We start from the raw sequence: 13,681 nt of genomic DNA on the forward strand, positions 1-13,681 counted from the left end.
GGGACGGCCGGCTCATGACGGCGGGACACGAGACGAACTGACGACGCCGGGCTGGTGATGCCGGCGATGGCAGGCTACGACGGCGGCGTCCGGACGAGCACCGTGTCCCGCAGATAGGCGACGAACTCGTCGGGCTGTTCGAACAGCGGACGGTGGCCCGACGTCGAAAGCTCGGTGGTCTCCTTGACCGGTGCCTCGAGCAGCGGGAACCACTCCTCGAACGGTTCGGCCCGGCCGCGCGCCTCGTGAGCGCCCTGCACGAAGTAGACGGGAACCTCGAGGCGGGTGACGGAGGTCCGGAAGTCGATGTCCTGGAGCTGGGGGTAGATCACCGAGAACGTGTCCATGAACGAGCCGAGGAGGTGGATCTGGTCGGTGAGGGTGTATTCGGGGACGAGGAAGTTCTCCGAGAACCCGCCCTCGCCTTCGGAGTTGCCGGTGTGGTCGTAGGGGTACACCTGGTGTTCGTAAGACAGTGCGGTCTCGTAGTCGAGCATGTCCGCGTAGGGTGGCGGGCCGATCTGCTGCAGTCTGTCCGCCAGTGCTGTATCGCCCGACCGCTCGGCCCAGGCGAGAGTGTCCTCGTAGAAGATGGTGTCCGTCTCCAGCGTGCTGACCATCTGCCCGATGCCGATGAACGCGTGGTAGAGCTCCGGCTGCCTTTGCACTGCGAGGATCCCCTGGATCGTCCCGCCCGACTGTCCCATCAGGTAGATCCTGTCCTCGTCGAAGCGCTCCCGCAGATGATCGGTCACAGTGATCGCGTCCTCGACCGAGCTCTCGAGGGTGAGCGTGGACGCCGGGTCCAGCTCCGGGTAGGACGTCCCGGTTCCGCGCTGGTCCAGGGTCGCGACGACGAAGTACTCCTCCAGCTGTTGCAGATGGTTCCGCATGGCGCCCAGTTCGGAGCCGCCCGGTCCGCCCGCGAGGAACAGCAGGACGGGCTTCTCGACGTCGACGCCGCGCAGCATGAGGCCAAGGTCCTTGCCTCCGGTCTCCACCGTGGTGAGTTCGGCGATGCTCCCGGCGACGGGGTCGCCGTCGGCGGTCCGGATGGGGGCTGTGCTGGCCGGCCGGGCGATGACCACCGCGAGCCCGATGAGCGCCACCGCCGTGAGGGCGGCGACGGCGCGGCGAAGGTAGGTGGCGGCGCCGGCCCGGCCGGGCCTCTGGGACAGCCGTCGTGCCACTCCGGCGCCGATCGCCGCCCCCAGGACCAGCGGGGTCAGGGCGAGGAGGGCGTGGAAGCCGCGCCCGACGATGAAGGTGAGGACGCCGTACGTGGTGGTGTGGATTCCGTCCACGGTGGGCCCATCGGTGCCGATACGAGTGAGCTCGAAGACGACGGCGACCGCCACCGGGGCGAGCAGCATGGCCCACCGCGACCGGAGGACGAGCCCGGCGCCGGCGCCGACCAGCAGGCAGAGAAGCATCGTGCCGAGCACCTCGGCCGTGGTGAGGGGCCCGCGGGGAGTCCACAAGCCCAGCACGACGCCACAGCCGACGGTGATTACCAGGGCAATGCCGACGCCGAGACGCCGGTCCGCCCAGATGCTTCCCAGAACGCTCCGCACTGGAGTGGAGGGGGTGGAGCCGGTGGCGTGGTGAGCGGACATCGTGCGTCAACTGCCTTCCGGGCGGGGAGAGAACGTGCCGTGCATTCCCGTCCCAGCATTCCGGAAGGGTCCTGGCCCCACTAGGGCCGAAGGTCCACCGGAAGTGGTCAGGCGGCCTCCCGGTGGGGGACCAATGGCCCTGTCCCTGCCACCCGGGGACAAGACAATGGAGGAGGAGACGATTCAGCCCGTTGAGCGGGCCGACCTGGAAGCCGGGCAAACATGAGAACGCTCACGAAGAACCAGTCACCGTCCGCGCCGGACCATCCCGATGGCAGGAAACGGACGGGCCTCCGCCGGACGATCGTCGGTGGATTCTTCCTCTTCACGGGAGGAATCCACCTGGGGATCGTCATGACCGATCCGCAGCTGTATGCGGACTTCGCGCAGGAGTCGTTCATCCCGCTGGTCCAGACGGCCTGGACCAGTATCTTCATGGCCGCTCCGGCGCGTTGGGGGCTCGCGCTCTCCCTGGGTGAGGCCACCCTGGGCGTTCTGCTCCTGCGTGGCGGTCAGTGGGCCAAGGCCGGCTGGATCGGCGTCATCGCCTTCCACCTGGGGCTCATGCTGTTCGGCTGGGGCTTCTGGTTGTGGAGCGTCCCGGCGCTCGCCTTTTTGATCTGGGCCGCCCGGGAGGACTGGCGGTCCTCCACGCGGGGGTGACGCCGTCGGCCGCCGGTGCGGGGTGAGACCGGGTGACGCCGTCGGACGCCGGGCGGACCCTTGACAGTCCCCGTCGACCTGAGGATCGTCGGTGTCCAGGCAGTAGCTCCTCTTCTTGAACGAGGTGTGCATCATGGGTACTCCTGGCGACGACGGCAGGCTTCCCGTCATCTATGTCCGCGGTTTTGCCGGCACGAGTTCGGCCATCAATTCCGCGGTGGATGACCCGTTCTACGGCTTCAGCCAGGGCTCGGTGCATGTCCGCGCGAGCAGCAGCGGGAGGCCCCGGTTCCACCAGTTCGAATCCCCGATGCTCCGGCTCGTCACCGACCACAAGTACGAGGTGCCGGTCCACGGCGACCAGCGGTCATTCCTCACCCGGGTAGGGGTCGGGGACGTCAGCCCCGCATCGATCTGGATCCACCGTTACTACGACGATTCCGCCGGCACCTTCGCCGAGGACCCGCAGAGCTTCTCCTTCGAAGAGGCGGCCCGGGACCTGTTCGACCTGATCAAGCTGGTGCTCGCCAAGACCGGTGCGCCGAAGGTGTTCCTCGTCGCTCATTCCATGGGTGGGCTGATCTGCCGGGCGCTGCTGCAGCGCGTCATCCCCGAGGGTCTCGCCGACGCCGAGGGAGGGCTGGACCCGGCGGCGGGCACACGGTACGTGGCGCGGGTGTTCACCTACGCCACCCCGCACGGCGGCATCCGCTTCGCGGTAGGTCTCGGGCTGCTGGAGCGGCTCCGGGATGCCGCGGGCACGAACGAGGCGGACGTCTTCGGTCCTGACCGGATGTACGACTACCTCACGCCGCCGGCGCTGCGGCAGCAACACCCCCGCGATGATTTCGACCCGACCGTCATGCCGACGGACGGCTTCCCCACGGAGGAGCTGTTCTGCCTGATCGGCTCGAACCCCGGGGATTACGACGTCGCCTTCGGGTTGTCCTCGGCAGCTGTCGGAGCGCGCAGCGACGGGCTGGTGCAGATCGACAACGCAGCCGTCCACGGGGCTCCCCTGGCGATCGTGCACCGCAGCCACAGCGGACGTTACGGCATCGTCAATTCCGAGGAGGGGTACCAGAACCTCCAGCGGTTCCTGTTCGGCGACCTGAAGATCGAAGTGGAACTGGCCGGATTCACCGTCGGCAAGAAGGCTCCGGCCAGCGTCGAGTTCCAGCTCGATGTAGCCCTGGCGATCCGCGGCCTGCCGGTCCTGGTGCACGAGCAGAGTGCCGCCCACTACTGCCCGGTGCAGATCGAGCGGTGGAAGGAGGGGGATCCGATCGATTCCCCCGTGCCCCTGCTGACGACGTTCCTCTCGTCGAGCGCCCCACGCCCTGACACCGGGACGGGCCAGGAACCCAGGCTCCGCCACGCACTCAAGCTCCGGCTGATGTCCATCACGGAAGTGGAGGGACACTTCTTCTTCGAGGACCACCTCGAGCAGACGGAGGACTGGCAGGACACCCTGCTCATCGACATCGAACCGCCCTCGGCCACCTCGGTGCTGCCCCGGGCGTGGGCCGCGTGGAACTCCACCATCCCCACGGCCCTGCGTGACTGGAACCCCGGCCCCGAAGATTCCCTCCGCGACACCGACCAGGCCAACCCCCAGCACTGGGTGGGCCGTGTGTACGTCCCGGAGATCGCCCGGGACCTGCTCGGTGCCGACGCCGGACTCCGCATCACGGTCACTCCGCGGTCGCTGGCGACCTCGGGGGAGTGATCCACCGCCTACTTCCACGCTGGCGGTCCTCGGCGCTGGCCATGCCGCGTGCGCCTCCTCGACCTCATGCAGTCGCTCGGTGTGGGGCACGGTCGGTCATGGTCCGCTGTCGATTGAGGCCGGCGCCGCGACGGCGCACGTCGCCCGGACACGCCCTGCGGCGAGGGCAATGCTCCATCAGGTCGGGGGTCAGCGCTTCCCTGACGACATGCCCGCGATCGCTCCGACGACGAGGCCCACGCCTGCCCCGATGCCCGCGCCGATCGCTATGCCGGGTCCACCGGCGATCGCCACCCCGATGGCACATCCAACCCCCGCGCCGAGGGCGATCCCGATTCCCGGGTACGAGTCTTTCAGGGATTCATCCGCGCTTCGCTGTTCCATCGCTCGATTGTGGTGGGCCCCGCACCAGCAGGCAAGGGTCGTAGGTCCCGTTCTGCAGTTTCGAGCGCTGAAATCCTTCTTCACTCCTGCGCTTTTCCTTCCGACCATGGGATCCGGGCTCTCCTACCCTTTGAGGAGCGAAGCTATTGGGGGAAGACGTGGAAGCAGGACAGGGCGCTGCCGAGCAGGCTCAGCGTATAGGTGAACAGGTGTCCCGGCTGGAGGCCGAGCTCGAGCGAGTCGAGGCCGACCTCGCGCTGGTCGAGAAGACCTCCACCGGCCGCCCGTCCTGGTCGAAGCTCGTGCCTTCCAGCAGCAGCTCGGGCGACGACGCCTCGAGTCGTAACAGCCGCAGCAGGTCACCGTCACCCGGCACTGCCCGGACTTGCCGCTTCCCGGAGGTGATCTGCACCCCGAACTGCTCGCCGAGCACCGCATGCAGGGACGCATCGTGCAGCTCTTCCGCCGTCAGGCAGGCGAACGTCGGTGCCGGCAGCCACAAGTGGATGACAGCAATAGGTACGCCGTCGGACGGGCTCACGGACGAGATCACAGCAATCACGGGGGGAGGCGCCGCTTAAGCCTTCGAGGCGATCGGGCGCGTGCAGACCATCGAGTCCCTTCCGTCGCTCATCGCCCCGGGCGGGAAGGCCGTCATCGTGTTCTAGGGATGGTGACGACGGCTGAGGTGGCTGGGACGGCCGTCGGCGAGTAGAGCAGCGGGGCGCTTGCAGCAGATCGTTCACGTCCGGCGTCACGAAGCTGCTCGTGGACGGCATCCTCCACCTGCCAGTAGGTATTTCTTCGGGGACTCCGATTCGGGTCAAGGTGTACCGGTGGAGTGAACCAGGGGATGCCGTACTTCGATTCGACGTTCCACTTCCCCTCGTGGATCACATGATGATGCCGCGAGCACAGGAGGACGCCCTGGTTGATACTCGTTGTTCCACCTTTGGCCCAGGGCGCTATGTGGTGGGCCTCGCACCAGGTTGCCGGAATGGAGCAGTCCGGGAACGCGCAGCCCTTGTCCCTCGCAACGAGTGCCCGCCGCAGATGCGCGGGGAAGAGGCGTTGTGCCCGCCCGATGTCGAGGATCTGACCCTGCCCGCCGAGGACCATCGGAATGATGTCTGCATCACAGGCCAGCGTGCGGATGCTTCGTGCGCTCATCTGCTGCCCGAACACAGCGTGGCCGGCACGTTCCATCTCGCCCACGAGGTCGGTATAGCTGATGGTCACCATGACCTGGGGCCGGTGTCCGCCCGCTGCGGGAAGCCTGTCGGTCGACAAAGCGATCCTGCAGGCGGCGACCAAGCCGTCGAGGAGGTTCTGCGGACGTGTCGGCCGGTGTGTATCGCCCCCACCGGCGTCAGACACACCAGCGTCACCCTCTTCGTTCTCGGCGGCCATCACGTCGGCTCGGTCTCCGCCGATGGTCGAGTCCCCGGTGTTCTGAAGGGTCAGCGGATCCCTCCTCGGATTCGTCGCGGAGTTCATGACGGTGACCAGATGCTCGAACTGCTCGTCGGTGGCGCCGATCTCCAGAAAATGCAGACCGTTGCGTCTGCCCTTGAGGAAGACGCCCTGTCGTGCCTTGAGGACCTTCTCGGTGGGTTCCAGCCCGTCCTGGTTGAGCACACCCTCCCAGCGTCGCGCGAGGACCCGCAGGAGGTCTTCATCCGATTCGACTGCTTGCCGCGTGAGGTGCTGCTCCATCGAATCGAGTTGCACCGGCGTTGCGAAGGACCGCACCCGCTGCACGGCCTCATGGATGATCGAAACAGCGCGTCCGCTGACCTCGCCCGCGCTTGCTGCAGCACCGAGGGTGCTCATCGACGCGGGAGTGGCAGAGCCGATTGCAGTGACCCCGGGCAGGAGGCTTGCCGCGATCCTCAATCGACGGTTTGCCTCGGTGCGGCTGATGCCGAGCCCGGCCCGCAGAAAGTCGGCACAGGTCCTGAATTCGGGACGGAACCCATTATTGTTCCACTGTTCGGCGCCTGCTGAAGTGCTCCCGCCGCCGCCCCCGGCGCCGTCGTCCTGCACTGTCGACAGGCTTTGCTGCGCCCGCACAAGGAGGGATCCAGGGGCCTCCTGCTCCCCGGTGCCGGCGACGCCGTGTTCCTGCGCAGCTCGAGCGGCAACGATCTGGAGATGATCGATGACCTTCGAAAGCTCTTCGATGTCCACGAGTGCTCGTACGACGTCGTGCTTGCTGAGAAGAAGGTGGCGCCCATTCAGGTCCTGCCCGAAAGCGAGCAATTCCGACCGCATCGACTCCAAGGAGGTACCTGTTCCCTCGGGATGCTCGAGCGGTGCGATGTCCATACCTTATTTTATCGAACACGCGTACTATTTCAGAGGGTTCGGACTCTTTGTGGAGGAGAAGTCGAGCACTATTCCTCCACAGCCGTCGGCTGTCATCGCCGGTCACGCCATCGAGTTGGCGTACCGGAAACCATCAGGTGCGGATTCGACGTGAGGTCGATCATTCACGGCATGGTCCCGCCCTCGTTCAGGGAGAAGAACTCGTGCATGGTGTAGGCAGGCCGCGTGCTGATTGAAGAGTGGCATCTTGGCCCTGCCACCCAAGAGCCTCGACGCGGGACACCCGAGCGGACTTGCCAGCCAGGCGGTTGCGGCTTGTAGTTTCTGGTAGGTGGACCAGCGACACGGGAGGGCTGCAAAGCTGGGCCGACGATCAGCGCTCAGCGTTCGAGAGACCGTCCGCGAAGCGGAGCAGGTCGGCGCCGAGCCGGCGGGCCCGGTCCGCCACCGCGTCAGGGGCGTCAACAGCAGACGACGACGGCGGGCCGCCTGCCGAGGTCTGCACTGCGGGCTCCCGCTGGATGTCGATGTCGAACACCACATGGTCCGGGTGGTGCCAGGTCGAGAAGACCTCCACGGGCCGCCCGTCCTGGTCGAAGCTCGTGCCTTCCAGCAGCAGGACGGGCGACGACGCCTCCAGCTTCAGGAGCCGCAGCAGGTCCTGGTCACCCGGGACAGCGCGGATCTGCCGCTTCCCGGAGGTGATCTGCACCCCGAACTGCTCACCGAGCACCGCGTGCAGGGACGCGTCGCGCAGGGACTCCGCTGTCAAGTCAGCGAAGACAGGCACCGGAAGCCAGGTGTGGATGACGGCGATGGGCTCGCCGTCGGCCGTCCGCAGCCGCTCGAGCGCGAGCACCTGAGGAGTCCCGAGGACCGCCGTCGACGCATCGGCGTCCTGCAGCGTCAGCGACAGCACCTCGGTGCCGACATTCGCTCCGGCGCTCCCCAGCTGCGCCGAGAGCCCCGACGTGCGGTGCACCAGACGGTGGTGTTCCTGCCGGGGAGCCACGGTGCTGCCGCGCCCGCGGCCACGCTCGATCAGCCCCTCATCGGCGAGTGCACCGAGGGCCTGACGCACCACGGACCGGGACACCCCGTACCGCACCTGGAGCTGCGCCTCACTGGGTAGCGAGGTGCCCGGCGGCAGCGAGTGATTCAGGATCTGTGCCCGCAGGTGCCCGCGGAGCTGCAAGTGCAGCGGCTCGCTGCTCCCGGTGTCGAGCAGGCGTCCGGGGGCGTCAGGGGTGTCCATTCCAGCCATTATTCCGACCCGGCCTCAGGGCGCGGAGTCGGACTCGTCCGCTGGCGCCGGACCGTCGTCGTCCTGCTCCTCGAGGACCTTTCCATCGTGGACGCGCTTCAGTGTGATGCCCTCGAGGTAGCTGGGGACGGGAGGGTCGAGGTCTTCGTCGCTTGTCATGATTCCGATCCTAGGTGCCGACGGTACGGGAGCAGCTACTCCTTCTGCGCGGTCCGCCAGACGACGTCCCAGCCCGGCGCCAACTGAGCGGCCCGGCGCAGGGACAGGACGAGGCTGGCCTCGCGGGCGATGCCCTGGCCTGCGATGTCGAACGCCGTCCCGTGGTCCACCGAGACGCGGACGACGGGCAGGCCGACGGTGATGTTCACGCCGTCGTCGCCGTAGACCGCCTTGAAGGGTGCGTGGCCCTGGTCGTGGTAGCAGGCGATGACCATGTTCCAGTTGCCCTTGACCGCGGCGGGGATGAGCGCGTCCGCGGGGATGGGCCCGTGCACGTTGATGCCCTTCTCGCGGGCGGCGGCGACGGCGGGGGCGAGGATGTCGGCGTCCTCGTTCCCGAACAGGCGGTTCTCGCCGGCGTGCGGGTTGAGCCCGGCGAGGCCGATCGGCTCGTCCGGGTTGCCGAGTGCCTTCGTGAACGCGCTGACGAGTTCGATGACGTTGCCGGTGCGTTCCGGCGTGACGTCCTCGATGGCCTGCCGCAGGGAGACGTGGGTGGTGAGGTGGAAGAAGTAGAGGTCGCCCGCGGAGAGGACGAGGCTGAAGTTCTCCACGCCGAACTCGTGCGCGAGCAGCTCCGTGTGGCCGGGCCACTTGTGCCCGCCGGCGTGCATCGCGGCCTTGTTGAGCGGCGCGGTGACGATGCCCTGGACTGTGCCCTCGCGGGCCAGGCGGCAGGCCTCGACGACGAAGCGGTAGGAGCCGTCGCCCGCGGCGGGGCTGAGCTCGCCGAGCTTCACGTCGGCCAGCGACGGGCCGGTCTGCAGGAGTTCGATGATGCCGGGCTCGTTCGTCGCGTCCCCGATCGAGGACAGCACGCGGACCCTGTCCGGATCGCCGCCCACGTTGGACACGCCCTGGCGCATGGCGGCCTCGTCGCCGATGACGACGGGCACGCATTCCTGCCGGACGTCGTCGTGCCCGAGCAGTGACTTCGCGGTGATCTCCGGTCCGATGCCGGCGACGTCGCCGAGGGTGACGGCGAGGGTGGGGATGCTCATGAGGATGCCTCCGTTGAGTGGGCGAGGGGGGTCAGGGTTCGGGTGAGTTCGGCGACGGTGTCGAGCAAGGCGGTGACCGGCCCGAAGCCACCGGCCTTCGTGACGACAATCTTTCCAGCGGCGGTGCCGCCTTCGACGACGCTGACCGGGATGCCCTCCTGGATGGCGCCGGTGATACGCAGCGCCTGGGCGCGGGTGGCGTCGAGGACGGCGCGGGCGCCGTCGCCGCCGACGAGCACGAGGGCGCCGACCGACGCGCGGGCCAGGGTCTGCTGCACCACCGACGCGAGACTGCCCGCGATGGCGGTGCCGCTGAGGGTCTCGGAACCGCCGACCGCTTCGGGGGAGGTTATGACGACGACCCGCGGCAACGTCTCCGGGGACTCGAGTTCTCCGGCGGCCCATTGCGCGAGCCGGTTCGGCTGGTCGAGCAGGGACTCGTCGGGCTGCAGGATGCGGAGGTCGGCGGAGTCCAGCCGGGCGCGCAGGTGGTCGGTCTGGGCGCGGGCGACGTCGTGCAGCGAACTGACGACGACGACGATCCGTTGCCCCTGAGCGGCAGGCGCCGGCTCCGGGGGCGTCAGTTCGGCGGCAGCATCTGCCCACGCAGTCGCCAGGGCGGCGGCGAGTCCGGCCGATCCGGCCGGGATCGCCGTCGGGCCGGCGACGACGAGCGCGGCCGCGAGGGTGCGGAGGTCGCTATCGGACGCCGCATTCACCACGACGACGCCGCCACCCGCCGCGTCCCGCAGCGCCTGGGCGTCTGCCGCGGGTGAGCTGCCGAGGCTGATCGTCGTCGTGCCGGGGAGGAGGTGCGAGAACTCGCTCGTCGGGACCGGGGTGACAGGATCCCGGCCTGCGGGGGAGTCCTCGACGGGTCCGCCGTGCACGCGCAGCAGGCCGTCTTCTACGGTCCGCCCCATCGCCGGGTAGGCCGGGCAGACGACGGCGAAGCAGCCGGGGTGCTGTTCCTGCCAGGCGTCGAGGGCCCCGGCCACCTGCGCCGGGACGCTGCCGCGCATGGTGGAGTCGATCTTCAGGTACAGGCGATTCGCCCCGGCGATGACCAGATCGGCGACGGCGCCTGCGGTGGCCGTTCGGGCGGTCGCAGGGTCCATCGCCCGGGCGTCGGAGTTCAGGGCGAGGGCGCTGCCGGGCTCCACCGAGTTCGGGAGCAGTCCGCCCAGCAGCAGCCGGGAGGACCAGCCGGTGCGGGAGAACTGGACCACGGAGTCGGTGGCGCCGGTGACGTCGTCGGCCGCTATGCCGACGATCGGTGCGGACGGTGTCACGGCCGGTCGTCGTCCTGCGCTCGGCGGGGACGGGTGGTCGGCGCCGAGGGGTCACCAGCGGGCGGGAGCTCGGAGGCGGACGTCGAGGCGACCGCGACGGCGTCGTCCGTATCCAGACCGCCCTGGCGCTTGAGCACCCAGGTGGCGAGGAGCGGAGCGAAGATCGCGGTGACCAGGACGGCCGAGGCGACCTGCGCCGTCGCGACCTCCACGAACGGGGAGAAGCTCGGATCCGCTGCCGCAACGATCGCCGGGGTGGCGATCGAGTTGCCCGCCGTGGTCGCCGATGCGATACCGATGCCGGACTTCCCGCCGCGGCGGAGGATGAAGCGGTAGCCGATGTAGACCAGGGCGCCGGTGATGAGGGTGGCGGCGATGCCGACGAAGATGCCGCTGATGCCGCCGGTGATGACGTTGCGGAGGTCGATGCCGGTGCCGAGGGCGAAGGCGAAGAACGGGATGACGATGTTCGGCACGGGCCGCATGACCTCGGTCCACTTGGCGTCGAGGTTGCCGACGATGAAGCCGAGGATCAGGGGGATGACGGCGGCGAGGAGGGTGAGGAACGGGATGTTGCCGAGACCCGAGATGCCGAGGAAGAGCAGGGTGAAGAAGGGGCCGTCGTTGACGGCGGAGGCCATGTAGGCGCCGCGGTCGCGGTAGTCGCCGTAGCGGCCGGTGAAGGCGAGCCAGAGTCCGCCGTTGCTGTTGTCGAAGCTGGCCAGGAGGGCGAGGATCGAGATCCCGAGGATGCCGTCGATGCCGACAACCAGGCCGAGGCCTGCGACGAGGGCGGCAGGGATGATCGTCTTGAAGAGCAGGACGACGCCGGTCGTCGCGAGGACGGGGCCCGACGCCTTCGCGGTGATCTGCATGCCGGTGGCAAAGATGAGGATAGCAATGAGCGGCAGGGCGGACTCGGCGAACAGGGCGGTGGTGAAGCTGCCGAGTTCGAGGAAGCCGGGGGCGAACGTCCCGACGATCGAGCCGAGGATCAGGGGGATCAGCATGAGTCCGCCGGGGATGCGGTTCATGCCGTCGAACAGGGGGATGCGGGACTTCGGAAGCGATTCGGCTGCCATAGCGAATCTTCTCTCTGTACGGGAGGTCTCTGTGCGGACGGAGGCGTGCGGGAGGCGTGCGTACAACTAGTACGGACACGATGTACCTACTGTAGGGCGCGTGGGGCACGTCACACAAGAAGTGGCTGCGAGGAGCAATCCTTCCGCTGGGCCGTACAGAAGACCTTGTGTACTTCGCTGCCGTGGCGCACGTCCACCTGATCCGACGGGAACCGATGTTGATCATTACCTTCAACGGCGACCGCGCGGGCCGCGCCGCCCGCGCCGAGCAGTGACCGCTTCAGCAGCCGCCGCGTCGGCACTGGTGGTCATCCCCGCGTTCGGTTCGCCGGAGCTGACCGATGCGGTGGTGCGTGACCTGTGCCGCGACGGGAGCGACCTCGACCCGGCCCTGCGCATCGTGGTGGTCGACAACGCCGGGAACTACGTCCTCCCCGAGGGGAACATCGAGGTCTACCGCCCCGGGCGCAACCTGCGGTGGATCGGCGCCGCGAACTGGGCCCTGCAGACGGCGTCACGCGATGGACAGGCGGTCTGCGTGGTGCTGAACAACGACATCCGGCTGTCGCCCGGGTTCCTCGACGGATTGCTCGCGCCCTTCTCGACGGCGGACGACATCGCGCTCGCAGCGGCCTGCTACGACGATTTCTGGCTCCACCAGCGGGCCCCTGCTATTCCGGGCACCGCTGCGGAGTACGTCCCGCGCGACGTGCTGCGCGACGTCGACTTCTGTGACGGCACGGCGATCGCGTTCGCGGTGCCCCCCGTCGTCGAGCTGGGGGGCCTGGACGAGGCCACCTTCCCGCGGCACGGCTACGGCGCGGACATCGACCTGGCCATCCGCGTGCGGGCGGCCGGCCTGCGGTGCGTGGTCACGGAGGGCGCCTACGTCTCGCACCTTCGGCGGCAGACGATGAACCGGACCGGTCAGAGCTCCGAGGGAAACCGGGCGGAGATCCTCCACGGACTGGACGCCAAGTGGGGCGAGGGGTGGCGGGCCGACGTCGGGCTCGGCCCGGACTCGTTCCCCGCCCACAACACCGGGAGCGGCGCGTCCTGGTACCTGACGGCTCCGGCATGGTGAGCACTCCCGGACGGTCTCCGGGGCGGATCGTCTACGCAGGTTTCGCCACGCGCCACCACAGCGGCGGCGTGCACGTGATGACCCAGCACGTCCGGCTGCTGCGGAAGCTCGGCCACGAGGCCTGGTTGTGGCTGCCTGATCCGGACGACCGCACCGACTGGATCGCCGACGACGTGCCGATGGTGTTCGGCGCCACCACTGCGATCGGCGCCGACGACCTCCTGGTGCTGCCGGAGACACCGACCGTCCAGGGCCGCGATCCGGCACCCGGAGCCCGCAAGGTCATCTTCAACCAGAACCACTTCTACACCTTCGCCGCAGGCACCCCCGGCGAGGACTTCCCCGGGTGGACGCCGGCGCCCGCGGTCTGGGTGGTGTCCGCGGAGAGCCGCGACGTGCTGTCCGCCGCGCTGCCCGGCCTGCCGGTGAGCGTGGTGCCCAACCCGGTCGACGGCGAGCTGTTCACCCCCGGCGCCGCCGGGCAGCTCCGGGTGAGCTGGTTCCCCAAGAAGCGGCCGCGGGAGGCCTCGCTGCTGAAGCGGCTGCTCGCGGACGAGCCACGGCTCTCGGGGGTGGAGCTGGTGGAACTGGTCCAGGCCCCGCGGGCGCAGGTGGCCGCCACCCTGGCGAGCTCGGCGGTCTTCGTCGCCCTCGGGCACACCGAGAGCTTCGGTCTGCCGGTCGCCGAGGCGCTGGCGTCAGGCTGTCTCGTCGTCGGGTACGACGGCGGCGGCGGGCACGAGCTGTTCGAGGCGCCCGGCGCGTGGCGGGTGCCGGACCAGCGACCGCTGCTGATCCGCGACCGGGTGGCGTCCCTGATCCAGGACCTCGACGCCCTGGCGCCGGTCCGCGCGGCGAACCGCCGCTGGGTGCTCGACCGCTACCCGTTCGCCCGGACCGGCGCGGCGCTGCAGGAGGCGGTCGCGGCCGCGTGGGCCCGGCCCGGCGCTGACGCCGTGGCCGTGCATCCGGCCGCCTGGCTCGACACCCTCGGTCCGAACTTCACAGCGTATGCGTGA

At 68.9% G+C, this 13,681-nt stretch carries 13 protein-coding genes; 4 read left to right on the plus strand and 9 right to left on the minus strand.

Features of this window, described 5'->3' with window-relative positions; translation table 11 throughout:
* Positions 1-74: 74 nt before the first annotated feature.
* Entirely contained in the window at positions 75-1,616 is a 1,542-nt protein-coding gene (locus tag ACIQCY_RS05905) for an alpha/beta fold hydrolase (RefSeq protein WP_400482962.1), read from the minus strand.
* Positions 1,617-1,838: 222 nt separating this feature from the next.
* Between ACIQCY_RS05905 and ACIQCY_RS05910 the strand changes: the two genes are divergently transcribed.
* Both ACIQCY_RS05910 and ACIQCY_RS05915 read left to right on the plus strand, forming a co-directional pair.
* Complete coding sequence (locus ACIQCY_RS05910) at positions 1,839-2,279, plus strand: hypothetical protein (RefSeq protein ID WP_400482963.1); 441 nt, start codon at positions 1,839-1,841, stop codon at positions 2,277-2,279.
* A 133-nt stretch (positions 2,280-2,412) separates the two neighbouring features.
* Positions 2,413-4,008, plus strand: a complete 1,596-nt coding sequence (locus ACIQCY_RS05915; protein ID WP_400482964.1) for an esterase/lipase family protein — start codon at positions 2,413-2,415, stop codon at positions 4,006-4,008.
* A 189-nt stretch (positions 4,009-4,197) separates the two neighbouring features.
* On the opposite strand, the gene ACIQCY_RS05920 is transcribed toward ACIQCY_RS05915, so the two are convergent.
* The 8 genes from ACIQCY_RS05920 to ACIQCY_RS05955 form a co-directional block, all read right to left on the minus strand.
* Positions 4,198-4,392 (minus strand): hypothetical protein, encoded by a 195-nt coding sequence (locus tag ACIQCY_RS05920; protein ID WP_400482965.1) that lies wholly within the window; start codon positions 4,390-4,392, stop codon positions 4,198-4,200.
* A 190-nt stretch (positions 4,393-4,582) separates the two neighbouring features.
* A complete protein-coding gene (locus ACIQCY_RS05925) occupies positions 4,583-4,954 on the minus strand; it encodes a UTRA domain-containing protein (RefSeq protein ID WP_400482966.1) in 372 nt (123 codons plus the stop codon).
* Between the two features lie 92 nt (positions 4,955-5,046).
* A complete protein-coding gene (locus ACIQCY_RS05930; RefSeq protein WP_400482967.1) occupies positions 5,047-6,720 on the minus strand; it encodes a DUF222 domain-containing protein in 1,674 nt (557 codons plus the stop codon).
* Between the two features lie 373 nt (positions 6,721-7,093).
* Positions 7,094-7,975 (minus strand): GntR family transcriptional regulator, encoded by an 882-nt coding sequence (locus ACIQCY_RS05935; protein WP_400482968.1) that lies wholly within the window; start codon positions 7,973-7,975, stop codon positions 7,094-7,096.
* 24 nt (positions 7,976-7,999) lie between these two features.
* The gene (locus ACIQCY_RS05940) at positions 8,000-8,143 is read right to left on the minus strand and encodes a hypothetical protein (RefSeq protein WP_400482969.1); all 144 of its coding nucleotides are present in this window, start codon (positions 8,141-8,143) and stop codon (positions 8,000-8,002) included.
* Positions 8,144-8,178: 35 nt separating this feature from the next.
* Complete coding sequence (gene pdxA / locus ACIQCY_RS05945) at positions 8,179-9,204, minus strand: 4-hydroxythreonine-4-phosphate dehydrogenase PdxA (RefSeq protein WP_400482970.1); 1,026 nt, start codon at positions 9,202-9,204, stop codon at positions 8,179-8,181.
* Positions 9,201-10,496 carry a four-carbon acid sugar kinase family protein gene (locus tag ACIQCY_RS05950; protein ID WP_400482971.1) on the minus strand — a complete coding sequence of 432 codons (1,296 nt, stop codon included), beginning with the start codon at positions 10,494-10,496 and terminating at the stop codon, positions 9,201-9,203. The genes pdxA and ACIQCY_RS05950 overlap by 4 nt, the downstream gene beginning before the upstream one ends.
* Entirely contained in the window at positions 10,493-11,578 is a 1,086-nt protein-coding gene (locus ACIQCY_RS05955; RefSeq protein ID WP_400482972.1) for a 2-keto-3-deoxygluconate permease, read from the minus strand. The genes ACIQCY_RS05950 and ACIQCY_RS05955 overlap by 4 nt, the downstream gene beginning before the upstream one ends.
* A 271-nt stretch (positions 11,579-11,849) precedes the next feature.
* Here ACIQCY_RS05955 and ACIQCY_RS05960 point away from each other — a divergent pair, with 271 nt between their 5' ends.
* Both ACIQCY_RS05960 and ACIQCY_RS05965 read left to right on the plus strand, forming a co-directional pair.
* Positions 11,850-12,662: a glycosyltransferase gene (locus ACIQCY_RS05960; RefSeq protein WP_400482973.1), complete on the plus strand. Its 813-nt coding sequence runs from the start codon at positions 11,850-11,852 to the stop codon at positions 12,660-12,662.
* On the plus strand, positions 12,656-13,681 hold the full coding sequence (locus tag ACIQCY_RS05965) for a glycosyltransferase (RefSeq protein ID WP_400482974.1): 1,026 nt from the start codon (positions 12,656-12,658) through the stop codon (positions 13,679-13,681). Before ACIQCY_RS05960 ends, ACIQCY_RS05965 begins: the two co-directional genes overlap by 7 nt.

This window comes from Arthrobacter sp. NPDC092385, assembly GCF_044755105.1.
Classification (GTDB): domain Bacteria; phylum Actinomycetota; class Actinomycetes; order Actinomycetales; family Micrococcaceae; genus Arthrobacter_D.

Excerpts from the sequence above, each read along its gene's own strand:
- ACIQCY_RS05910 (WP_400482963.1), top strand. The coding sequence starts at position 1,839 with ATGAGAACGCTCACGAAGAACCAGTCACCGTCCGCGCCGGACCATCCC.
- ACIQCY_RS05940 (WP_400482969.1), bottom strand. The coding sequence starts at position 8,143 with ATGACAAGCGACGAAGACCTCGACCCTCCCGTCCCCAGCTACCTCGAG.
- pdxA (WP_400482970.1), bottom strand. The coding sequence starts at position 9,204 with ATGAGCATCCCCACCCTCGCCGTCACCCTCGGCGACGTCGCCGGCATC.
- ACIQCY_RS05915 (WP_400482964.1), top strand. The coding sequence starts at position 2,413 with ATGGGTACTCCTGGCGACGACGGCAGGCTTCCCGTCATCTATGTCCGC.
- ACIQCY_RS05905 (WP_400482962.1), bottom strand. The coding sequence starts at position 1,616 with ATGTCCGCTCACCACGCCACCGGCTCCACCCCCTCCACTCCAGTGCGG.
- ACIQCY_RS05930 (WP_400482967.1), bottom strand. The coding sequence starts at position 6,720 with ATGGACATCGCACCGCTCGAGCATCCCGAGGGAACAGGTACCTCCTTG.
- ACIQCY_RS05920 (WP_400482965.1), bottom strand. The coding sequence starts at position 4,392 with ATGGAACAGCGAAGCGCGGATGAATCCCTGAAAGACTCGTACCCGGGA.
- ACIQCY_RS05935 (WP_400482968.1), bottom strand. The coding sequence starts at position 7,975 with ATGGACACCCCTGACGCCCCCGGACGCCTGCTCGACACCGGGAGCAGC.
- ACIQCY_RS05955 (WP_400482972.1), bottom strand. The coding sequence starts at position 11,578 with ATGGCAGCCGAATCGCTTCCGAAGTCCCGCATCCCCCTGTTCGACGGC.
- ACIQCY_RS05965 (WP_400482974.1), top strand. The coding sequence starts at position 12,656 with ATGGTGAGCACTCCCGGACGGTCTCCGGGGCGGATCGTCTACGCAGGT.